This is a genomic window from Paenibacillus abyssi (assembly GCF_014640295.1).
Classification (GTDB): domain Bacteria; phylum Bacillota; class Bacilli; order Paenibacillales; family Paenibacillaceae; genus Paenibacillus_D; species Paenibacillus_D abyssi.
Genome location: NZ_BMGR01000006.1, coordinates 46,784 through 68,284 on the forward strand (window position 1 = coordinate 46,784; position 21,501 = coordinate 68,284).

Annotated in this window: 19 protein-coding genes; 3 read left to right on the forward strand and 16 right to left on the reverse strand. The window is 50.4% G+C overall.

All coding sequences use genetic code 11. The annotated features are described in order from the left end of the window. Positions 1 to 170 precede the first annotated feature (170 nt). The 6 genes from IEW11_RS10140 to IEW11_RS10165 form a co-directional block, all read right to left on the reverse strand. Positions 171 to 1,292, reverse strand: a complete 1,122-nt coding sequence (locus IEW11_RS10140; protein WP_188530966.1) for an NADH-dependent flavin oxidoreductase — start codon at positions 1,290 to 1,292, stop codon at positions 171 to 173. A 56-nt stretch (positions 1,293 to 1,348) separates the two neighbouring features. After that, the gene (locus IEW11_RS10145; protein WP_188530967.1) at positions 1,349 to 1,723 is read right to left on the reverse strand and encodes a hypothetical protein; all 375 of its coding nucleotides are present in this window, start codon (positions 1,721 to 1,723) and stop codon (positions 1,349 to 1,351) included. Between the two features lie 257 nt (positions 1,724 to 1,980). Beyond that, positions 1,981 to 3,072, reverse strand: coding sequence for a GerAB/ArcD/ProY family transporter (locus IEW11_RS10150; RefSeq protein ID WP_188530968.1), 1,092 nt, complete (start codon positions 3,070 to 3,072; stop codon positions 1,981 to 1,983). Then, positions 3,072 to 3,314, reverse strand: coding sequence for a hypothetical protein (locus tag IEW11_RS10155; RefSeq protein ID WP_188530969.1), 243 nt, complete (start codon positions 3,312 to 3,314; stop codon positions 3,072 to 3,074). Before IEW11_RS10155 ends, IEW11_RS10150 begins: the two co-directional genes overlap by 1 nt. Positions 3,315 to 3,330: 16 nt before the next feature. Beyond that, the gene (locus IEW11_RS10160) at positions 3,331 to 4,548 is read right to left on the reverse strand and encodes a Ger(x)C family spore germination protein (protein WP_188530970.1); all 1,218 of its coding nucleotides are present in this window, start codon (positions 4,546 to 4,548) and stop codon (positions 3,331 to 3,333) included. Beyond that, positions 4,535 to 6,160 (reverse strand): spore germination protein, encoded by a 1,626-nt coding sequence (locus IEW11_RS10165; RefSeq protein WP_188530971.1) that lies wholly within the window; start codon positions 6,158 to 6,160, stop codon positions 4,535 to 4,537. Before IEW11_RS10165 ends, IEW11_RS10160 begins: the two co-directional genes overlap by 14 nt. Before the next feature lie 171 nt (positions 6,161 to 6,331). Here IEW11_RS10165 and IEW11_RS10170 point away from each other — a divergent pair, with 171 nt between their 5' ends. After that, on the forward strand, positions 6,332 to 6,754 hold the full coding sequence (locus IEW11_RS10170; protein ID WP_188530972.1) for a hypothetical protein: 423 nt from the start codon (positions 6,332 to 6,334) through the stop codon (positions 6,752 to 6,754). A 29-nt stretch (positions 6,755 to 6,783) separates the two neighbouring features. Here IEW11_RS10170 and IEW11_RS10175 read toward each other — a convergent pair whose 3' ends face one another. Genes IEW11_RS10175 through IEW11_RS10185 form a run of 3 tightly spaced genes read right to left on the reverse strand, consistent with a single transcriptional unit; the run spans position 6,784 to position 10,409 of the window. Then, positions 6,784 to 7,254, reverse strand: coding sequence for a (2Fe-2S)-binding protein (locus IEW11_RS10175; protein WP_188530973.1), 471 nt, complete (start codon positions 7,252 to 7,254; stop codon positions 6,784 to 6,786). A 1-nt stretch (position 7,255) separates the two neighbouring features. Further along, positions 7,256 to 8,089 (reverse strand): FAD binding domain-containing protein, encoded by an 834-nt coding sequence (locus IEW11_RS10180; RefSeq protein ID WP_188530974.1) that lies wholly within the window; start codon positions 8,087 to 8,089, stop codon positions 7,256 to 7,258. Further along, complete coding sequence (locus IEW11_RS10185; protein ID WP_188530975.1) at positions 8,076 to 10,409, reverse strand: xanthine dehydrogenase family protein molybdopterin-binding subunit; 2,334 nt, start codon at positions 10,407 to 10,409, stop codon at positions 8,076 to 8,078. Before IEW11_RS10185 ends, IEW11_RS10180 begins: the two co-directional genes overlap by 14 nt. A gap of 99 nt (positions 10,410 to 10,508) precedes the next feature. Between IEW11_RS10185 and IEW11_RS10190 the strand changes: the two genes are divergently transcribed. Both IEW11_RS10190 and IEW11_RS10195 read left to right on the forward strand, forming a co-directional pair. Next, positions 10,509 to 10,724 (forward strand): hypothetical protein, encoded by a 216-nt coding sequence (locus IEW11_RS10190; protein ID WP_188530976.1) that lies wholly within the window; start codon positions 10,509 to 10,511, stop codon positions 10,722 to 10,724. A gap of 94 nt (positions 10,725 to 10,818) precedes the next feature. Continuing rightward, positions 10,819 to 11,223, forward strand: coding sequence for a hypothetical protein (locus tag IEW11_RS10195; RefSeq protein WP_188530977.1), 405 nt, complete (start codon positions 10,819 to 10,821; stop codon positions 11,221 to 11,223). Positions 11,224 to 11,287: 64 nt separating this feature from the next. Here the strand turns inward: IEW11_RS10195 and IEW11_RS10200 are convergent, their stop codons facing one another. From IEW11_RS10200 to IEW11_RS10230, 7 genes are all read right to left on the reverse strand, one after another. Continuing rightward, positions 11,288 to 12,868, reverse strand: a complete 1,581-nt coding sequence (locus tag IEW11_RS10200) for a SagB family peptide dehydrogenase (protein ID WP_188530978.1) — start codon at positions 12,866 to 12,868, stop codon at positions 11,288 to 11,290. Positions 12,869 to 12,890: 22 nt separating this feature from the next. Continuing rightward, positions 12,891 to 14,834: a TOMM precursor leader peptide-binding protein gene (locus IEW11_RS10205; protein ID WP_188530979.1), complete on the reverse strand. Its 1,944-nt coding sequence runs from the start codon at positions 14,832 to 14,834 to the stop codon at positions 12,891 to 12,893. Next, positions 14,831 to 16,777, reverse strand: coding sequence for a putative thiazole-containing bacteriocin maturation protein (locus tag IEW11_RS10210; protein ID WP_188531171.1), 1,947 nt, complete (start codon positions 16,775 to 16,777; stop codon positions 14,831 to 14,833). Before IEW11_RS10210 ends, IEW11_RS10205 begins: the two co-directional genes overlap by 4 nt. A 185-nt stretch (positions 16,778 to 16,962) precedes the next feature. Beyond that, the gene (locus IEW11_RS10215; protein ID WP_188530980.1) at positions 16,963 to 17,250 is read right to left on the reverse strand and encodes a hypothetical protein; all 288 of its coding nucleotides are present in this window, start codon (positions 17,248 to 17,250) and stop codon (positions 16,963 to 16,965) included. 210 nt (positions 17,251 to 17,460) lie between these two features. Then, positions 17,461 to 17,886, reverse strand: a complete 426-nt coding sequence (locus IEW11_RS10220) for a PaaI family thioesterase (RefSeq protein ID WP_188530981.1) — start codon at positions 17,884 to 17,886, stop codon at positions 17,461 to 17,463. 102 nt (positions 17,887 to 17,988) lie between these two features. After that, positions 17,989 to 19,674, reverse strand: a complete 1,686-nt coding sequence (locus IEW11_RS10225; RefSeq protein WP_188530982.1) for an AMP-binding protein — start codon at positions 19,672 to 19,674, stop codon at positions 17,989 to 17,991. A 30-nt stretch (positions 19,675 to 19,704) separates the two neighbouring features. Then, positions 19,705 to 21,483 carry an acyl-CoA dehydrogenase FadE gene (locus tag IEW11_RS10230; protein WP_188530983.1) on the reverse strand — a complete coding sequence of 593 codons (1,779 nt, stop codon included), beginning with the start codon at positions 21,481 to 21,483 and terminating at the stop codon, positions 19,705 to 19,707. Positions 21,484 to 21,501 lie beyond the last annotated feature (18 nt).

Sequence of the window (21,501 nt, forward strand, 5' to 3'; positions counted from 1 at the left end):
GTCCGCGAGCGGTCCGCTGCTCCAATCGCTGTTGTCTGCCAGATTTTCAAGGATTTCCGGACCAAAAATAAAAACAGCAAGTCTCCATTAACACACGGAGACTTGCTGTTTTCATTTGAAATGAGGATCTGTCTCATCAACAGAAAAAGTTTCTCATTGATTTCCTGGCATTAAACGACCGGAAACCATCCCGGAGTATTGATAATAGCCTGCCAAAGCGGATCCGGCACGACCAACCGCTCCTGGTCCTCTTTACTGAGCGTGGTCCTGATTTCCGATTCCCGTCCTTGAGCGACCTTTTCGACCCAATCCGGCTCGACAATGATCTCGCGGCCCAAGGCGATCAGCGGAATACCCGTTTGCAATGCTTTTATTGCATCATCCGCAGTATGAATCGAACCTACGCCGATGACCGGGACACGGTGTCCGACGCGCTCTTGAATCCATTCGATACGGGATTTGCTGTCGTCTGCTCCGCGTCTTGGAGCAGACCAAAAGTCCATTAAAGAGACATGAATGTAATCCAGCTGTTTATCTGCTAATGCATCCACTAATCTCAATGTATCTGACATCGTAATGCCTGGCGTTTCCGCTTCTTCCGGCGATAACCGGTAGCCCACAAGAAACGGTCCCTTCGCATGCTCAGCCACAACCCGTTTTACTTCGTCCACAACTGCCAGCGGGAAGGTCAGCCGTTTTTCCAGATCGCCTCCCCAACGGTCTTCACGCCGATTGGAATGCGGGGAGAAAAATTGCTGGATAAGGTATCCATTGGCTCCGTGAATTTCAACGCCATCATATCCGGCTTCAATCGCTCTGCGGGTCGCTTGGCCAAAATCACGGATAATCGCTTCGACTTCTGATTCCGTCAATGCTCTGGGCTCAACCCCCGCATTTTCTGATGAAGCCACTGCACTTGCGCTTACGACATCGCCATCAGGAACCAGATTCGGAGGAACCTGCCGGCCCCCGTGGAAGATCTGCAGAACTGCCTTTGCTCCCTTTTCCTTAATGTTTGCTGCCAGTCGCTGCAAGCTCGGAATCATGTCGTCACTGTCGCCGGCAAATTCACCTGGAAATCCTTTTCCGTTCGGGGTTACATAGGTACAAGCTGTAACCACCATGCCGACCCCGTTAGACCTGCGGGCATAGTATTCAACTTCAGCGTCTGAAACCGTACCGTCCTCATTGGATGAGAAATTAGTCATTGGTGCCATCACAATGCGGTTTTTAAGCTCCACACCGCTGTTAAAAACGAATGATTCGAATAAAGGACGATAGTTCGGATTCATGTTGTATGATCACTCCATTGTTTGTAGTTGTCTTATTTGTAAGTAAACTTGCGGGATTAGAACGGTCTGCTCAGGCCCAATCGGTTATTAAAAGACGGGTATGCGAGATCATCGCTGCCGACTTTAACCGGATGATGCTGAATAGCTTTTAATTTTGCGGAAAGCTCCATAAACCAAGCTTCATCCCAGGTTGATAAAGCAATATCAATTAGATTGTTAATATGCTCGGGTTCGTCGATCGGAAGTAATGGTAATTTTTTAAGCCAATATTCACGTACAGCGACATGTTTTCCTATTATATCCTCATTGTCTGATTCAACAATATTCACTTTTACGATTCCATCTACCCGGTCGATCGTTTCGATAAAACCATGAATTAATTCGCCATTCCTCGTCGTCCCCTGCACCCAATCGCTAATTTCAAATTTCATCTGCCTTCACCACCTATATAAAGTCAAAACAAAACTGTAATGATTTTAATTACATATAAGTTAAAAAAAATCGAACATTTCCCATGTCGTACTGTAATCATAATAAATACAGTTATAAATGTCAAGTCATCTGAACCTTATAACGGAAATCTATGGATTTCAATTATATTCCGACTAAAACAATCGGTATTATGTATTATAATATCAATTTCATTGTCGATTGTCAATACGAGAAGACCTCATAAGGACAACCGAAGTTATCCTTTTAATCTTCTGAGCTTTCCGATCATTAACAATAGAGCGGGTATCACTAGCCCATGAAATAAACTATAGATCGGGTATGCCGTTGTGATAAACCAAGCGGATTCAGCGGTATTTTTATAACCGAGTATAGACAAAGCCAGCACGAACATACCAAATGGAAGCAGGGTAACGCGATAGCTTCTCAGGTTGAACAGTTGGGCAGTCGCAAGATTAGCCGCATAAAAACAGATTGACAATTTCACAAAGATCGTCATCATCCAAATCCCGCCTACGAGTACCTCCACACGCTCAAAAAAGTTGCCGACATTGATTTCCTTAGCCATATCAAATACTGAAAAGGTGCTCCTTGCTGTAACGTCCACCCCTAGTACTGAAATCGATATAAATACAATGCAAGCACCGGTTGCCGCTGCAAGAAGAAAATATAGATTAAAGTATTTTTTAATTTTGTTTTGCCCTTTGACGAAGGGGATCACAAGCAGAAATACAACTAATTCACTGATTGGGAAGCCCAGTAAAGGATAAACGCCCTTGAGCGGCATTAATAAGCCATCAGGCAGAATCGGCAGCACCTGGCCGGGATCGATGTTCTTGAGCAATAAGAGGATTGTTACACTAAAAATGACTAAAATCCACGGAAATAATACTTCGCCCGTTCTTGCAATCACCTCCAGGCCCAAATAAGCCCCATAAAGGACAGGAATCATAAACATGATATGGACAAATTGAATCGGCGTTTGCGACAATACACTGGTCGTAATAAAATCCCCCAGGTTTCGAAGCACTAATGAACTGAGGTACAAGAAATACCAGATGTATATCAGGCCCACCAGCTTACCCGGCCATGTTCCAAGAATCCGTTCACCGTACTGTATCATGCTTTGGCCCGGATATCGCTTGGATAACCTGCTCCATAAGGAAACAAAAGCGACAATGACAAGCATGCAAAAAATAACTGAAATCCATCCGTCCTGCTTCGCGATCGAAACGATAATGGAGGGGGCTAACAGAGCTGTGCTCCCTAGCGCAAACATATATACAGCGATCCCGAATTGTAACAGCGAAATCTTGCCGTTCTCGATCATCAATACCCTCCTTCCGTCCATTTCACAATTGGTTTGATAAAGGGCTCTAACCAATTTCCAATCATCTCCGTGGGGGATGGGATTGAAAGATGCAGGCCCACACTAATATAAAGTGCCATCGCAATGAGCAATGACACCGTAAAGACAATCCATTCTTTTTTCCTTTTTTGTCTGATTAGCATTCTTCCCTGCCAGAGGAAAAAGGCGCTGCCAACGACAATAATCGCAACTACTGCTCGCATATTCTTTTTACCCCTCTTACTCCCTAAGAATTTTTTCGAAATAGGATTTGTTTCTTATGCCTTCTCTGCGTATTTGCGTAATTACCTCAACATGGATAGGGATCTTCGGATATATATAATCCCAATTGTGCCGGTTCTTCTTCCAGTAAGACGGGTTTGCTTTGTAAATTGCATCTGCGAAACCGAATATATCCGTATTCAATTTTTGCGCCCTTGTTACCGTATCCGTAATCTCTTTGGTCACCTCTTGTCCTGTCTCTTTTGCCAACTGATCAAAGACGGCTTTGGCGGCGCCCTTCATGCCGGGGCATAAAATCTCTGCTATATTGGCTTCTTGCATGATCTTGATATCGATATATGGTTTCCCTTGCTGAAACTTCGCCTTCATCTTGGTCGAGGAATGGATAATTTCAATCACAGTCCTCCCTTCGTTTTTGCAGGGCACAGAAACAACTGTGCTTTTTATTTTGTTGTCAACCCATGATATCCCCCTTGATCTTTTGGCGTTAAAGAATTGGATTAGCTTTTCCCCTTTAAACACGGCCATGCCGTCTAATTTAATAATCGTTTGGGGATCGATTTTTTGCACATTTTTCATATCCCCTCCTGTTTCTACATTTCCGATCACTTCAATGCTTCCCATTGTAATTTCTTTTTTGTCCGATCCGATGGTCTCGATAACATCCTCGACCCGCACAGCAAAAGAAGTGCCGGATTTATTTTCAACATTTTCAATATTATCGTGTACTTTGGTTCCGGGAATCTTTTCGATTGGCGTTGTTACTTTCAACACATCGGCAGCTTTTCCGCCTTTAGCGACAACAACATAAAAATCCGTGCGAACCTCAGGATCCCGTTCGATAAATTCAAATACGTCGCCAACTCCTTTTCTCGCTAATTCTTCACCAATGACCAGGACTTGATTATGCGAAAAAAAAAGTCTCCTTGACGTTTCATTTGATATTTGCCGGATTGCTTCAAACACCGTCTTTCCCGTTGCACTATAAGTGGTAACCGGCGAAGAACCGCCCCCGCCTTTAGAAGCTGTCGACACTTCGGTGGGATTCACAACCTGGACAGTCACTTGAAGCTCATCATTGCCGCTGAGATCGATTCCCAGTGCAACAGTGGTCGAGAGCTCATCCAAATATCGGATATCCCAGCAGCCGCCGAGCGAAACGGAGAGCAGCAGCATGATCAAAATAAAGCTTCTTCTCATCTTATTCACCGTCATGTCTGGATTGATCGCCTTGGGGTTTTTCCGGCTTCTGGTTATTGCCTTGCCGCACAAGATCCTCATCATCGCTTATGAAGGGCGGCCGTGTATCCATCGCCCATTGCGGAAAACGAAATAGGGCATCCCTTTGCTGGTTGCGCATAAACGGAGCGAATGGCGATAAATACGGGATGCCAAATGACCTTATACTCGCTAAATGTAAAACAAGCACCAGCAGTCCTACTGCCACTCCGAACATGCCCAGCGTGCCGCTAAGAATTAATAGCCCAAAGCGCAGCAGACGAACAGCGATCGCCAGGCTGATGGCCGGGATGACAAAGTTGGCAATAGCTGTGAACGAAACGACGATTACCATTGCAGGGGCAACGATGCCCGCTTCCACAGCGGCTTGTCCAATAACCAGTGCGCCTACAATAGAAATGGTATTTCCTACAGCACTCGGCATCCTAACACCCGCTTCACGCAAAACCTCGAATACAATCTCCATTAATAAAGCTTCGATAATGGGCGGGAATGGAACGCCTTCACGCTGGGCAGATAAATGCAGCATCAAGGAGGTCGGCAGCATTTCCTGATGGAACGTGGTGATCGCAACATATAACGATGGAAAGAGCAGTGCAACAAAAAGAGAGGCGAACCGCAATAACCGCAAAAAGGATCCCAGATCAAAGCGCTGATAGTAGTCTTCCGCTGATTGCAGGAAGCTGTTCAGCACCACCGGGACGAGCAGGACAAATGGCGTCCCGTCAACGATAATGGCCACCCTTCCTTCAAGCAAACCGCCGGCTGTTACATCAGGCCTTTCCGTGTTGTACACGGTCGGAAAGGGAGACCATATCTCATCCTGGATTAATTCTTCGATATATCCGGATTCCAGAATGGCGTCGATTTGAATACGATCCAGCCGGTCTCTTACCTCCTGCACAATCTCTTCATTTGCGATTCCTTTAAGATACATAATGCCTACTTGAGTCTGGGTCACTTCGCCAATGGTTCTTTCTTCGAGCCACAGCTTCGGGCTCTTTATAATTCTTCGAAGCAAAGAGGTGTTGATACGGATGGATTCCGTGAAAGCCTCCCTCGGTCCGCGGATGACAGTCTGCGTGGATGGCTCCGTGACACCACGCTGCTCTCCTCCCTTCGTTGCGGCGGATATTGCTTTATCGCAGCCGTCGAAGAGCAGAATCGAGCTTCCGGACAGCATTCTTTTAAAGAGCTGTTCCCAATCCGAAACCTCTTGCACATCGCCAAAGGTGATTAACTGCTCCTTAACAATTTGCATTATTTTTTCCGGGCCTATATTCTGCTCCAGACTCAACGCTTCATCTTGAAGATGCATCAAGCCTTTTATCACAAAATCAGATAACGTCACTTGATCACTCAAACCATCGGTAAATAAAGCCGCGGCTTGAATGTTTCCGCCCACCCGAAATTCCCGGATCACAATATCATTACTATGTCCCAGTTCAGTCTTGACGGTCTCGATATTCCTTTTCAAATCTTCAAATAGCTTCTTTTCCTTAAACGGCTGCAGATCCTGCTTTTCCTGGGATTCGCCGCGGGAGGCTTTCTTTTTTTTGATTTTGCCTTTTAAATACGTCGAGAACATGCTCTCCCTCCCTTCATTACTTAGATTATTTTGCCAACCCTTGTCCGTTTTATTCCATTTCCAATACAAAAAGCCGGCGGAGGTCCGCTGGCTGTATATTCGCACAAGCATTTTGCAGAAAACGGAATAGAGTGGAGAAACATCTACATTAATGATCGAGAGGTGAAAAGAATGGCCTCAAAACGAAAAATGGCCAAACGTCGTGTGCACTATAAAAGCGCAGCCCATTGGATCGGCCAGCCCGTCTGCGTGGTACTTCATGACGGCAGCTATTATATTGGCATCGTCGATCGCGTTGAAAACGGTGAATTGATCCTTTCCGGCACAAAAGGGGAAGGCACAATGGGGACCTCGCCTCATCATTTGGAAAAAGCCCGAATTTCAGGATTTTTAGGGTCTCTGTTTGGAGGGGGCGGGTTTCCTTTCGCTGGTAATCCAGCCGGAACGGGAACCGGAGCGGGGGCTGCAGCCGCTCCGGCGTCTGGCGGGATCGGTAACTTTATGGGCCTCTGGAAGACAATGTGGCCGGGGATTCGTTTAGGCTTCGGTATGATGAAAATGATCATTCCTTTATTCGGAATGTTTAAAAGATAATGATCCTGCCTTCTGCCGGTTCCTTCATCTTATTTCTCCTTTAGTACCGATGTAACCGCATCTTTGATTTCCCGATATCCTGTGCAGCGGCAAATATTAGAACTCAGCCAATCTTTAATCGTTTCGTCATTTGCATTAGGATGATGTTGGATTAAGCCATGGCTATTCATAATAAATCCCGGTGTGCAGTAACCGCACTGAAAGGCCCACTGTTCGATAAAAGCCCTTTGTATCGGTGTATCCTTTAAACCTTCAATCGTTGTAATCCACTGCCCCACAGCTTCAACAGCAAGCACGAGGCACGACTTCTGGGGCCAGCCGTCAACCAGAACCGTGCACGCGCCGCAGTCTCCGTTTTTACAGCCCGGTTTAGCGCCGGTTAGTCCGAGCTTCTCCCTGAGAACATCCAAAAGTGTGTCCGCAGGACGGGCAACGGCGCTCCTTATTTCATCATTTACACGGAGATTAACGATGACCTGACAGCCTTCCCGATCCTCCATGTCAAGCTCCTCCCAGCTCACGTATTGATTCGGACAAGACATTCTTAAGCACATATTCCCGGTATTCGGCTGAGCCTCTTATATCGCTCAGGATCGGCGCCGGTAATTGCCCTACAGCCTCTTCAATTCGGGATTTCAACGGCTGCCGCCCCCGATTTAAGATTTCCTCCATCAGCCGGGAGCGAAAAGGAAATGCGCATACGCCGCTGAATGCCAACCGAATCATTCCATCTACCCGAATCGCGGCGAGAGACACCAGCGGATAATCAATCTCTGCGATTTTTCGCTTTTTCACAGCTGCGTAGCGCATAGAAAGATAGTTGAGATCGGTCATCGCGGCTGCCACAAAATCTCCCTTTTCCACCTGCATTGTCCGATCAAAGATCCGATCAATCTGAATTTGCTTTACCCCGCTGCGCCCGGCAATCAGCAGTACACTATCGGTCAACAATAGCGGCAGCACAGCTTCACGGTAAATAAGCCGGCTGAACAAATTTCCGCCAAGCGTAATTTTATTTCGTGAAGTCCGGTCGGCAATACCGGCCGCTACTTCGCCTAATAAGGGAAAAACGTTCGAGTCATAAATCCGGGACAAGGTCAGTGCCGAACCGAGGACCAGCTTCTGATCCTGAAAGGCTAACGCGCTGCATTCCGGTATCCCCTTGATATCGATGACCGCCCGTGTCTGAAACAGGTTGATTCTAGCCAGCGTAATAATTTCCGTCCCGCCGGAATAATAGACCGGCTCTTTGCCTTGAGAGGATAACTGCTGAAAAAGACGTACTGCTTCATCCGCCGCAGCCGGTCTATAGTATTCGAAATCAATCGGAATCATGGGGCATCCCCGCCTTCAGCCGCCAGATCAGCTCCGGGATCAGGGGAAGCTCGTTAAGACGCACTCCTGCGGCTCTGGACAGTGCGCTTGCCAATGCAGCCGGCATGCCGATCAGCCCATGCTCTCCCAAAGCCCGCGCGCCAAACGGCGCTTCCACGCAAGGCGTCTCCACAAACTCCACAACATAATCCGGATGTTCGCCATAACGGATTAGCGTGTAATCGCGAAGCGAAGCATTTAATACGACACCCTGCCCGTCAAATAAGAAGGATTCCCGGCCGGCAAAGCCGAGCCCCATGCTCATCGCCCCCATCACCTGGCCTTCCGCACCCTTGGGATTCAGCACTTTACCGGCATCAATGACAGATATCGCCTTCAAAATTTTGTACCTGTATTCCCTTGTGTCGAGTTCAACCTCTACGGCTTGTGCGGCTACATTCCACTCCGGTCCCGGTCTGCCCTCCCCCGTATGCGGATCCAAGTATGTCATCCGGCTTTGCATATAGCTGCCCCGGCCGATGATCTGTCCGCCGATTGAATTTCCACTCGGATACGTATAACCGTAACAAATGTCCTTGACCTTGATATGGATGCTTGGATCCGCCTTTACATATATTTTGCCATAACCAAGCTCCAGCTCTTCCGGATCTGTTCTTAATACACAAGCGGCAATCCGTAACAGTTGGGCAATCGCGTCATCCGCCGCTTCCAATACCGCCCGTCCCGCCATAAAAGTTCCACGGCTTGCAACGGTTTTCCAATGCTCGGGCGTGATCATCGTATTCACACGAATACGGACATGAACATGTTCGGGAGCCATCTTCATTCTTTCCGCAACCATTTGAGCGAGCACCGTCTTCGTCCCTGTACCGATTTCCACCACGCCGCTTTCCACATTTACACTCGCGTCGGCATTGAAGGAAATCACCGCTCCTGAGCTGGCATTCGGATCCATCGAGGAATTTTTCCAGCAGCAGCTAATGCCCTTTGCACGAATTTTATGGCTGTCAATCGTTTTAATCTTCCAATCATCCCATTCCGCTAATATCCGCAGTCTTCCGATGCATGCTTGCAAATTCCCCAAATTACTTGCTGTGAGCACATTTCGCGTCGGGCTGGTATTGCCTGGTACAACGGCATTCCTGAGCCGGAGCTCCAGAGGGTCCAAACCTGCCTTTTCCGCCAATACATCGAGCGCTCTTTCCATGGCAAATGTAAGCTCCGCATGGCCATAACCACGGTACGCCGTAGCATAAGGATGATTCGTATAGACGGTGTAACAATCGCAGTGCAAATGTTCGATTGCGTAGGGTCCGGTACAATCCGCCGCTGCCGCTCTTGCAACGTCACTGGATTTATCGCAGTAAGCTCCGCCGTCGAACAAGTATACAATTTCTGCAGCCCTGATTTTCCCCTCATCGGTACAACCGAGCTTAACCCGCGCTTCCAGCCCGATATGTGCCGGTGAAGTCACCATGTCCTCCTCTCTTGTGTTCACGATTTTGACCTTTCGGCCGCCGACCGCTTTGGACGCCAGATAAGCAATCAACTCAAGCTGGATCGCCGCTTTCCCCCCGTAGCCTCCGCCTACCAAAGGCGTTTTTACCCTGATTCGTCCCTGCTCGATATTAAAATATAATCCCATATATTTTTTGACCGCGAAGGGAGCTTGGGAAGACGTCTCGATGTGGATCCTTCCATCCGGGCTGATTTCTGCAAGCGCGCTTCGCGTTTCCATGGCCGAGTGGTCGGAAGGCGCGAACGAAACGGTATTCTCAATGATAGTGCCGCATTCTCTCCAGCCCTGTTCCATATCTCCCTTGCGGATTTTGATAAGGCTGGGGATATTGGTGCCCGGAATGGAAGCAACGCCGATGGCTTTTTCGTACGACATCATATTTTCATGGACCAACGGGGCATTCTTTTCGATGGCAGCCGCCGGGGAGTTCACCACTGGCAGAGGATCGTATTGAATGTGTATTGCATCGGCGGCCCGTTTGGCTGAGACTTCACTATCCGCCACCACAACCGCGACGGTTTCGCCGAAATACCGCACTTTATCTTTGGCGAGGATCGGTCTGTCCCGAATTTCTTCACCCGTCAGAACATCACAGAAATCCCCGGTTATGATGGCGCGGACCCCCTGTATGCCCCAAGCATGAGACGTATCCACCTTAACGATTCTGGCATGGGCATAAGGGCTGGCGGCCATTCTGGCATGAAGCAATCCGGTTTCCATGCTGTCGCCAGTATATTTGGCCCTACCTGTCACTTTGTCCGGCGACTCTTTTCTCGGAACGCTCTTACCGATCACATCCATGCCACCCCTCCAATTGTTTATTCATCAAGGCATATGTGCAAGCATTGGGAATGTCCCTCTCATATATTACTTTAGATTCCCGTTAAGGAGGTGCAACAGATGTCTTGTTATCATTGTCCACCTGCCGGACCCATTTACGATCCGCCCAGAGTCGTTTACAACGATTACTTTTATCCTCAGATCGTGCCGGTCATTCATACCGTTGAAATCGTTAACCGCCATCACTGCGTGCCGATTCCCAAACATATCACCCAGTTTAAAGTAAGGGATGAATTCTGCACGATCAGCAGCCGTAAACCGCTAAATAGACGCTGATCCGTTTCTTTTCGGGCAAGCCCAATTTATAGGGATAAGTGCCCTTTTTCTCATCTCTGCATAATGTGGAGTATGATAAAAAGGAGGAGAAACAATGATCCAGCAGAACCCGGGTTTACAACAAACGTCCGACATTTCTGAAGAACAGGCGGAAAACAATTGGTTTCAGCCTTTCTTCTATCCATGGCCGCGTGATTATATTGAGTTTTTTTGGCATCACCCTACCGATCCTTACTACATGCATGACCATCATTATGACTGGTGCCATCCTTGGGATTACCATCACTATCATTGGGTAGACCACTATCCTTGGCCGGCACAATATAACTATCCAGCCACTATGCAGCCGATGCAGTATACTGCCCCAGCCACCATGCAGCCGATGCAGTATACTGCCCCAGCCACCATGCAGCCGATGCAGTATAACGCACCAGTCGCCGTGCAGCCAATGCAGTATAATGCCCCTTCCCAACTGCCGAGTCAATTCAGCAAATCGTAAATGACCATCGAAAGGGCAGACCACATGCTCCCGCATTGGTCTGCCTTTCCCTTGCGAGTGGCCATCAACTGTGAAGGCCCCCCTCCAAACGGGAAGAACAGCGATAGGGACCGACAGGAATTTGGATCAGACAAGTCTTCCCTAACCGATCCATTTTATAAATCTCATCACACCATTTCACATCATATCCGAGCAGCGGCCTCCCTCCCAGCCCAAGTGCGGAGGCGGCAAGCAGCAACCGCTGTACGAGCATGCCAGCCTCCATTTGCTGAATTCGATATCCTCTATAGCCAAGCGTTTGTTTGAGGTGATCTATGTCCCCAGCTACATGAATGCAGAACGGTACTTGGTGGAGATTGACATTGTCCAGCGACATTCCCATCTGAAGCCGGCGCCGTTGATCTCCAGCAAGCATGAGCTGCAGCTCATGTGCGGCTGCGTCATAACGGTAAGCGCCATCGGGGATATCCTGGACGCCATGCAAACAGACATACAGAGAGACACGGGGCGCCGTTTTATGATTCGCGCCATCCAGATCATTCCTGTAGGTGAACGATGCCATTGTCTCATGTAACAAATCAGCCAGCTGCGATAGGCTTACCTGGCGCAGCACGAAATCATGCTCGGGAGAATACCGCTCTTTGCAAGCCGCTGCCAGATCGTACGACAACCGCTGCACACAGGGCAGCGCCACCGCCGTGCACAGAGCTTTGTCGTCATTCTCCCCCGCCCTCGCCCTTAAAGAGGGCACGGATTCCAGCATAGCTGCTTCGTTCATTTTGATCAGCATAGGAAATGCCGCAACCCTCTGGGATCGGATGTAATATGCATGGTTTACAGCCGGCAGTTCCCTGCACAATTCGACCGCAGATACCACTTCCGCCTCGCTCTTCCCTGTTTCAAACCAATGAGCCGCAGGCTCCGTCGATAGTGGGATAACCGCATATACACTTTCCTCCCGTTCAGATAAACCGAGCAGATGGTTAACGGCCCGATCGAGAAATTGAAAATGAACCCCCGATTTATAACCGCAGCGTTTTGTCACCTCCAGCAGCTGCCCGATCAGCACGCCAGCGTCCAGCCCCTGCAGCCGATATGCAAAATTATTGTATTTAAAGAAATTTTTCCAAAACATCGCCGATACAAAAACAAACCCGAAACAAGCCTGCACGCCGCAGCGCCCGCCAAGCGCCTGGCTCAGATAGGAATCATAATTGCCTTCGCGCAGCAGCACCAGGCGGTGATGCGCCGCGTCATAATGGTACACGCCTGCAGGCAGTTCCTTCATCTTTACATAAACGTATATTTCACTGGGATACAGTGCCCCGCCCGAGGGAACAAACCGCCGGTTGGACTGCAGCAAGCCAGCCGGTTGTTCCTTATCCCCGAAGGCAGCTGCAGATTGGCAGATTTGTGTAAGCCCATAGGTATACCAGAGGAGCTGGCTGATTCCGAGAAGGTCCGGCTGCAATGCCGCCTCTTGTGTATGAAGCGTCAGCGATACTTCCGAGGGCAGCGGAACGACAGGCAAATGGCGATACAGCTTATAAGCAAGAGGAGCATCCTCCCAATCCGTTTCCCATTCTACAGGCCTTGCTTTATCGGTATCAAAATGCAGATTATGAAGAAATTCATCCAGACTCATCCTGCTCCCTCCCCTTTCCTCCTTATGGAAATGGATGCGGATGCGGATTGAGCTGTTCGTAAGTGAGCGGATGCCTCGCATAGCCAAGCTCAACCGGTACCTTGAGCACTCTATCCAGCCCTGCAAGTCGAATCAGATGATGGCCGAATGTCATCGGCAGCATGCCGGGAATCAGCACCTTCACGCAATAAAGCCCATTGCGAAGCGTCTCCGGTGTCGTCTGATCCACTACGATCACATCCATGTTCAAGCGGCGGAATCGCTGCAGAAAGTCCCTCAGATCATTCGTCAAATCCCCATGCCTGGCCTGCGGCTTAAACTCCTCGTCAAACGACCGGATCGGACGGCTGTCATCCAGCAAAAAATGCAGCCGATCTTCCGTTTCCGGCAAGCTGTACAGCATCGAATGATCCTCCATATGCCGCACGAGGAACGGATCGTGGATCATCCGCTCAAAGTCCTCACGATTGTTCTCGAATTTCTCATCCAGCGTCAGCAGCATGCCTGCCACCTCATGAACCGCGCTTTTCACCGCCCTCACCGGATCCGGATGCGCTCCAGCCGCACAGATGAGATTCACTCCCCGCTGCTTCGTATTCTTTGCCATCGCCCATACGCTTGGGATGCCGTGTTCCATCGTTGCATTGAACACATACATCTCGTATCCCGCCACCGCCCGCAAACGTTCAATCATCAGCTTTAATTCCAAATCACCGGCAGAATATGGGTCAAGGCGCGGCAGAGGCAGCTGTGCATACCAGGTCATCAGGAATGAATCCCGCTCTGCCACCTCCAATATGCCATAGAAGATAGCTTCCTCCAGACTCCCTCCCAGCGCGCAGCCATTGGATGTTTCATAGACAAATCCCAGTCCGCAGGGCGTGCTGTAGTAGGCAAGCAGCTCAGGCACCAGGATCGGCCGCTCCTGTAAAAATGAATAACCCCATACCCAATCGATCGAACGGTCGGGATCAAACGGTTGGAACGGAAAGTCGGGCCGGTCATACTGTACCTTCTCATGCACGCCTACCTGGATAGGATTCAGCGCCTTGTCCTCCAGATTGCGATAGCTGTCGTGAACAACCGTCCGCTTGCCACGTGCGGCATAACCGCAATATCGTTCCAAGCCTTCCAGGATCGCGGTCGCTTCACTATCGGCGTAACAATTCGTACGGCCAGCCGATGCCTCGTCTCCTGAGAACAACGGCAGATTTACGCTTGTATCAGCAAAAGGCGATATAAGATCGCGCCCTTTCCCATTCAGAAAGCCGGTCCGGTAATCCAAATAGTCTTTATCTAAAACCTTTTTCAGCTCATCCATCGAACGGCAGCGGTAGCTGTCCGCGCTGATTTTCGGGCTTGGCTGAAGTGTTATTCGCGCAGCCGAGGGCGAATCATCCGGTAAGCTCCCGCATACCGGACATAACGGATCAGGCAAAAAGAAGTGTACCGAGCTGTCCAATGTTTTCAGATTTAGCAAAAGCATGCGCCCTTCCAAGCTGGCCTGCCCGTTTCCAAGCACCCTCTGCACTTCGGCTTTCAACAGATGAGCCATCTGCAGCAGCCCTGTCCGCGATGCCCAGTCATCGGATGTGATTCCGCCGTATGCTGCCAGCCTTTGCAGCAGCTCCCAATTTTCTTTACGGTCAACTCCTGCCATAAGACGGCGTTTTTCCGCGCATTGGGAGCATCCGGGTGTGCCCGGTCGAACCAGCGGGCCGATCACGCCCTCGCCATATGAGATAAAGCCGCGCAGCCAAGGCACTCCCGCCTGCCGGAATACCTCCTCAGCCATGTAATGAACGGAAGGCCGCCAAGCGTCATGTAACAGCAATGCAAGCTCCGCAGTCTCCGGCACGCCTGCCGTTAGATCGTTCTGGCGGATGAGCCGGTATCGTTCAGACAACTGTTCGCATACAAATTCAAAGAGCAGCCCTTCTCCGATTACTGCCACAGCTAAGCTCACTTGAGCTCCCCCTTTCCAAGCGACACGCCAAGCAGCTCAATCCGCCCCTTCATAAATGGCTCCATCGCAAGATCGATGACTGACAGCTGAATGCGCTCCTGCTTTAAAATCCGCAAGGCGGATGCCATAAGCTTCGGATATGCCGCTGTATCACAGGAGGGAATAGCAAGAGTCGGGAGCTGATTTTCTTGCAATTGTACAGATGAAGCCTCCAGCGCTTGAACGGGAAGGAATGCCTGCTTATTCTGCGCCTTGCGCAGCGAGTGCTGAAGTGCCGTTCGCAGCGCCAAAGTAGGGCTCAAGCCAACGCTTCCATACCAGCCGCTGCCGCTTGTACCGACCCATAGGACCGGGAAACCGCAGACTTCCTCCCCCATACCGATCATCGGCGCTCCCTGCATCGTAGTCAAAGCCCGCAAGTAAAACCGGCATCGTTCATCTTCGACCTCACTAAGCTGTACCCGGAAGACAGAGGGTCTGCGATCGCCTTGTTTTTTTGTGAACTCTTCTAACAAGCACTTATACAATGCGCGGGCCGCAGCTTCCGCTGCCGTCTCCCCGGCCCCGACGCCGGTGAAGGGCTGCAGCCGGGCTGAATGGCTCACTCCTTTCTCATTGAACGATAGCTTTTCCATAAACATGCCGGCCATTGCCGTCCCATACGCTTCAAGCCCCGACAGCCCCGCGTCCCGCCGTGCCTCCTCATGCGTCAGACCGGTGCAGACCATCTCCGGAAACAGCTTTGCCGGGCCAACAGAGAGTGGATCAACAGCCTGAACCCGGCATTGCGCCAGCGGAAGCTGCTTCAAATCTCCCTCCTCCCAAATATGAAAAATGCCGCACTCAGACGATGTCAATCCGCTGAAGTAAGCAATCATGTCATTCGACCGGCTTTCATCCTTGAACTGTCCAAGCCGCAATTCCATATCACTGACTGGCTCGGCGATCTGAGCTCCGCTAACGATGGGATGCGGCAAGAACGTATGCCAACTCCCTTCCAAGGTCTCCAGATCAAGCAAATAGAAATGATGCTCCCGATCCGGTATGCCAACACCGGCCAACGTTTTTAAGCATTCAAAGACAATCACATTCGCAAGCATTGCACCCGCGGTGGAAGAGAAGGCGTGCAGCTGTGGATCCTTGCATATGGCGGTCTCGTGCAGCCTGTGCCAAGCCGATTCCCAGCAGTTTTCCGAATCCGGATGCACCAGCGGACCGGCCATTCCCGACTGCTGTACGATCATAGCGGGAAGCAGAACCTTTTTCTCCTCTCTGCAGGCGGCATGAAGAGCCCTCCACTGTTCGTTATCACCTTCCTGTGATACATATAGAATCGCATCGAACGGCTGTACGACCTCCCGCCAGGGAATGTCCGCCTGATTGGGCTGCAGGTTAACCTCCTTTACTTCAACCGTAGGATCAGTTTTTCGCACATGCTGTGCTAGCTCTGCAATCCGCCCCAGGTTCACCGCCTGCGGGTCCCCGATCAGCATATGGATGTGCGGCAATCCGGATTCCAGCAGCGCCCCCACTAGCGAAACCAGGAACGGGCCGGAACCGACAGCTAACACTTTTGCCTCCCGATAGGACTGGAAACGATACGCACCAGAATCACCCAAGCTGTCCAAAAATGCAATTTGAGCCGCATATTTTGCCACAATCTCACCCGGTAACTCGTGAGTGCGGTCTTGGCTTACATCCTTTACAAAGCCGTTTCGGTGCAAGCTTTCCGCGATTTCGATTACCCGGTTCCGGTATTCATCCGGCAATCCGTCCGTCAAATCCGCCATCGTATAATTTCCGTCGAATACCGGCATCAGCTTTTCAATCCATTGATCAATTGCACTGCCTTCCATACGAAAAGAACCTGTATTATTCCGAAAATATACACTGCCGTTAGGCTCAGGAAGAAAAAACGTATCTCCTTTAACTTTCAGACGCATAGAAGGGTTCAACTAACATTCCTCCTTGTCATTTGGTCTTTTCAAGCCTTCCATCTCTTCACTTTAATGGTATGTATAGCTATTTGTCCGTCATTCCTGAACTTGCATAGCAATGCCCCGCAAACCCGACTTCTTTTGCAGGGCAGCCTTTCTCATTTTAAACAGCTTTGATATTCATCAGAGCATTAGAAGCAGCGGGCGCAGCCGCCGCAGCGAAAACCTCCACAGCCTCCGCAGCCTCCGCAGCGAAAACCTCCGCAGCCTCCACAGCCTCCACAGCGGCCAAATCCTCCGCACACGCCAAATCCTCCGCACACGCCAAACCCCCCGCAGACACCAAATCCGACACACAAACCGACGCATAACCTTGCATTTGCATTATTGTAATAGCTCTGATTGACCGACGGTGTCAGCTCACCCGCCTTGAATTCAGCAACTTGCAGCTTTTGCAGATCATTTTTGAAATCAGTCATTTTTCATAACCTCCGTTGATTCATTTGACTTGATATTCATATGTAAAATGCTCCGCTGTTGTTACTGATGAATGCGCCTAAATATTGCTGTTATTACAATAAAACAAGCTGGCAGCGGAAATTTCCGATACCAGCTTGTTTTTATAGCTTTTGCACATTGCAACACTTCCTGGTACATTAACACGGCTCTTTCGATCGGCATTCAACGCCTCACTTGTGTTTGGTCTCGATCACCCGGAATGATGCGGTTGCCATTGAACAGAGCGTTCCTTGTTCATTGATCAGCGTCCCCTGAGTGGTGATCATTTTGCCGGACATATGCACAATCTCCGCGATCGCGGTCACTTTGCCTTTGACGGCAGGTGCGGTAAAATGAATGTTCAGATTCGAGGTGACCATATCCTCGTTAGGCCGTGCGGCCATCGCCACCAATCCCATTGCGGAATCAAGCAGACTCGTATGCACACCGCCGTGCATGATCCCGATGAGATTGAGATGATGCTCCTCCACTTCCAGCGAAACGACGACTTTGTGCGCATCCATACTAACCAGCTCGCATCCCAGATAACCCCAGAAGGTTTGCTTCGCCTTTTCAGCCAAACTCAGCAATCTGTCGTCCAGCTTGTTCAAATCCATTGTCGTCCTCCTTCCGGGATCAGCTCAGGATGAGATTATCCTCTCCAAATCAAGCATCTTGCCGGGGTTCTCGTCAGCTCAGCATCCGGCGGAACCACATGCCTACTTCACTACCCTGCCCTGCTGAGCGGGATCGTCCTCAATAAGCTTTCTGCGCAGTACTTTGCCGGCCAACGTCTTGGGCAGGCTGTCCCGGAACTCATACAGGTGCGGAACCTTGTATGCCGCGAGCCGCTCTCTGCACCACTTCTCAAGTTCTGTTTCCGTGACCGATGCGCCTCCCTTCAGTACAACAAACGCCTTGACCGTTTCCCCGCGGTATTTATCCGGCACCCCCATAACCGCGGCTTCCTCGATCCCCGGATGCTCGAACAGCACCTCTTCAATCTCGCGCGGGTAGATATTGTAGCCGCCGGCAATGATGATATCCTTCATTCGGTCCATAATATAGAAATATCCGTCCTCATCCATACGCGCCATATCCCCGGTATGGAGCCAGCCGCCGCGCAGCGTCCGATTCGTCTCCGCCAGATTGTTCCAATACCCCTTCATAATCTGAGGTCCGTGCACAGCCAACTCTCCGATCTCGCCAACCGGCAGCTCTTCTCCTGTCTCCGGATGAACGATTTTGGCCTCTGTATCCGGAAACGGGATGCCGATCGAACCAAGCTTGCGGTTCTCCCAGATGTTATTGGCATGAGTTACTGGCGACGATTCGGTCAGGCCATAACCCTCGATTAAGCGCCCGCCTGTAATTTCTTCAAATCGGGTCTGCACCTCCTGGGGCAGTGGCGCAGCTCCACTGACGCAAATATTGATCGATGACAGGTCATATTTATGGATGTCCGGATGATTGATCAGCGCGATATACATCGTCGGAGCGCCGGGGAATACCGTCGGTTTCATCTTGTCGATGACCTGAAGAATTTGGTCCACTTCAAATTTCGGAATAAGCAGCAGCGTTCCGGCGAGCATAACCGCTTGGTTCATCAGTACGGTTAAACCGAATACATGGAAGAATGGTAGCGCTGCCAAATAACGTTCTTCGCCATGCTTTGTTTTATACGACCATAGGCTGTTTTGTACGGTGTTGACGATTACGTTGTAATGCGTCAGCATCACGCCTTTGGATACCCCTGTCGTCCCGCCGGTATACTGAAGCAAAGCCAGATCATTCTCCGCATCGACCTCCGTATGGACGGGGGAACCGGAGGCAGCGCGCATCAGCTTCAAAAAGGAATGAACCGTTTCTCCGTAATTCACCTCGCGGCTCATACCGTCCTTTTTGACCTTCAGCGGATACAGCAAATTTTTCGGAAAAGGCAGATAATCCTTGATGGATGTGATAATGACATGGCGCACAGACGTAGCGGGCACGACGCTCTGCACTCTTTTGAACAATAAATCCAGTGTAAGGATAACCGCCGCTCCGGAATCCTTGAGCTGATGCTCGAGCTCCCGCGGCACATAGAGCGGGTTGGTCATGACGACCACGCCGCCAGCTAGCAATGTTCCATAATAGGCCATAACCAGCTGGGGGCAGTTGGGCAGCATAATAGCCACCCTGTCCCCCCTGCTAACGCCCAGCTTGCGAATGACCCGTGCAAACCGGTATGCCCCTTCAAGCAGCTCGGCATACGTCAATTCCTTGCCTAAAAAATGAAGCGCCTTATGACCCGGGTATTTCTCAGCTGATTGAATCAAAAAATCCGCCAGGTTCTGTTTAGGATACGAGTAAGTCGGCGGTACTTCCTTTGGATAATGAAGTAACCACGGTTTTTGTGACATGACCCTCACCTCTCTGGTATGGACTTTGGGCTAGCACACGAATTTTTCCGACTGAATCACCCGGGCGGCAATCTGACGCTTCAGCTGTACCGTGTTGACCGAGCTGCGACGGGTCAGCTTCTTCAATACGGAGAGCTGGGTACGCAGCATATCTCCGGTTTCAATTGCCGACAAGGCTTCTTTGGCAAGCGACTCGATGGTCTCAAATGCTTCATAAACGAAGACACGCGTCATTTCGATCATGTTAGCTGATTTGTCTTCTCCCTGCTTGGCGATCTGTTTTTTTGCTCTTAACAGTGCACTTTCCATCGCATAGATTTGAATCATCATGTCGGCAAGCTGGCTCAGCACCTCCTGTTCCTGTTCAAGCTTCATTTGATACTTCTGAACGGCAGAGCCGCCGGCCATCAGGAAAATTTTCTTCGCCATCGATACCAGATGCGTCTCTTCCTCCAGCACCCCTTCAAACTGCTGGCCCGGTACCAACTGCAGCAGCTCCGATTGCAGCGCCTGCGCTTTTTGCAGCAGCGGCAGCTCGCCCTTCACCGCCCGTTTGATCAGTGTGCCGGGAATCAAGAGGCGGTTGATCTCATTGGTTCCCTCGAAGATCCGGTTGATCCGCGAGTCGCGGTAAATGCGCTCAATTTTGTATTCCTGAATAAATCCGTACCCGCCATGGATCTGCACGCCTTCATCGGCTACGAAATCCAGCACCTCCGATCCGAATACCTTATTGATTGAGCATTCCAACGCATATTCGGCGATCGCCTTGGCCGACTGGACACCCGCTTCCGGACTGCTGTGGTCGATATCGCTGAGCCCCTCATCCATTAAGCCCGCCGTCCGGTAGACCATGCTCTCGAGCACATAGGTGCGGATATTCATCTCGGCCAGCTTCTTCCCCACCAGCGGAAAGGAGGAGATCGGCTTGCCGAACTGGGTGCGTTCATTGGCATATTGAGCCGACAGCCCAATCGCTTCCTTGGAAGCGCCCAGACAGCCCGATGCCAGCTTGAAGCGGCCGATGTTCAGAATATTGAAGGCGATCAAATGGCCTTTGCCGACCTCCCACAACAGATTTTCCGCAGGCACCTTGACATCCTCCAGAATAAGCGGACAGGTCGAGGAGCCCTTGATGCCCATCTTTTTCTCTTCCGGGCCGATACTGACGCCGTCCATCGTCCTCTCTACAATGAAAGTACTGAAGTCTTTTCCGTCCACCTTCGCATAGACGATGAAGATATCCGCAAACCCTGCATTGGTAATAAACTGCTTCGATCCATTCAGGATATAGTGGCTTCCATCCTCCGACAGCTTCGCCGTTGTCTTTGCACCAAGCGCGTCCGAGCCGGAAGAGGGCTCCGTGAGGCAGTAGGCGGCGATTTGGGTGCCGCTCGACAGATCCGGCAAATATTTCTTCTTCTGTTCCGATGTCCCGAAATAAACGATCGGGAGCGTGCCGATACCGACGTGGGCACCGACAGACAGGGCGAAGGACCCCGCCTTGGACAGCCGCTCGCTGATTAACGTAGAGCTGACCTTATCAAGTCCGAGACCGCCAAGCGCTTCCGGCACATCCGCGCCTAGCAGTCCGACATCGCCGGCCTTTTTCAACAGCTTCAAGGTTAGATCATAGTTCAGCTTTTCGACTTCCTCATCGACCGGCAGCACATCTTCTTCCACGAAATCTGCAGTCGTATCCGCAATCATGCGCTGTTCCTCGGTCAAATCGTCCGGTGTGACAACCGATTGAAAATCCAGGTCGTCAATGACAAAGCTGCCGCCAATCACTTTCACTTTTTCCGCCATTTCCATCTCTCCTTCGTT

Bases quoted from the DNA above. Each gene is read 5' to 3' on its own strand.
- IEW11_RS10215 (WP_188530980.1), bottom strand. From the start codon at position 17,250: ATGACTGATTTCAAAAATGATCTGCAAAAGCTGCAAGTTGCTGAATTC.
- IEW11_RS10160 (WP_188530970.1), bottom strand. From the start codon at position 4,548: ATGACGGTGAATAAGATGAGAAGAAGCTTTATTTTGATCATGCTGCTG.
- IEW11_RS10185 (WP_188530975.1), bottom strand. From the start codon at position 10,409: ATGGATGTGATCGGTAAGAGCGTTCCGAGAAAAGAGTCGCCGGACAAA.
- IEW11_RS10225 (WP_188530982.1), bottom strand. From the start codon at position 19,674: ATGTCACAAAAACCGTGGTTACTTCATTATCCAAAGGAAGTACCGCCG.
- IEW11_RS10155 (WP_188530969.1), bottom strand. From the start codon at position 3,314: ATGCGAGCAGTAGTTGCGATTATTGTCGTTGGCAGCGCCTTTTTCCTC.
- IEW11_RS10210 (WP_188531171.1), bottom strand. From the start codon at position 16,777: ATGCGTCTGAAAGTTAAAGGAGATACGTTTTTTCTTCCTGAGCCTAAC.
- IEW11_RS10190 (WP_188530976.1), top strand. From the start codon at position 10,509: ATGTCTTGTTATCATTGTCCACCTGCCGGACCCATTTACGATCCGCCC.
- IEW11_RS10150 (WP_188530968.1), bottom strand. From the start codon at position 3,072: ATGATCGAGAACGGCAAGATTTCGCTGTTACAATTCGGGATCGCTGTA.
- IEW11_RS10220 (WP_188530981.1), bottom strand. From the start codon at position 17,886: ATGGATTTGAACAAGCTGGACGACAGATTGCTGAGTTTGGCTGAAAAG.
- IEW11_RS10140 (WP_188530966.1), bottom strand. From the start codon at position 1,292: ATGAATCCGAACTATCGTCCTTTATTCGAATCATTCGTTTTTAACAGC.
- IEW11_RS10175 (WP_188530973.1), bottom strand. From the start codon at position 7,254: ATGGAGGATCGGGAAGGCTGTCAGGTCATCGTTAATCTCCGTGTAAAT.
- IEW11_RS10145 (WP_188530967.1), bottom strand. From the start codon at position 1,723: ATGAAATTTGAAATTAGCGATTGGGTGCAGGGGACGACGAGGAATGGC.
- IEW11_RS10195 (WP_188530977.1), top strand. From the start codon at position 10,819: ATGATCCAGCAGAACCCGGGTTTACAACAAACGTCCGACATTTCTGAA.
- IEW11_RS10165 (WP_188530971.1), bottom strand. From the start codon at position 6,160: ATGTTCTCGACGTATTTAAAAGGCAAAATCAAAAAAAAGAAAGCCTCC.
- IEW11_RS10170 (WP_188530972.1), top strand. From the start codon at position 6,332: ATGGCCTCAAAACGAAAAATGGCCAAACGTCGTGTGCACTATAAAAGC.
- IEW11_RS10180 (WP_188530974.1), bottom strand. From the start codon at position 8,089: ATGATTCCGATTGATTTCGAATACTATAGACCGGCTGCGGCGGATGAA.
- IEW11_RS10230 (WP_188530983.1), bottom strand. From the start codon at position 21,483: ATGGCGGAAAAAGTGAAAGTGATTGGCGGCAGCTTTGTCATTGACGAC.
- IEW11_RS10200 (WP_188530978.1), bottom strand. From the start codon at position 12,868: ATGAGTCTGGATGAATTTCTTCATAATCTGCATTTTGATACCGATAAA.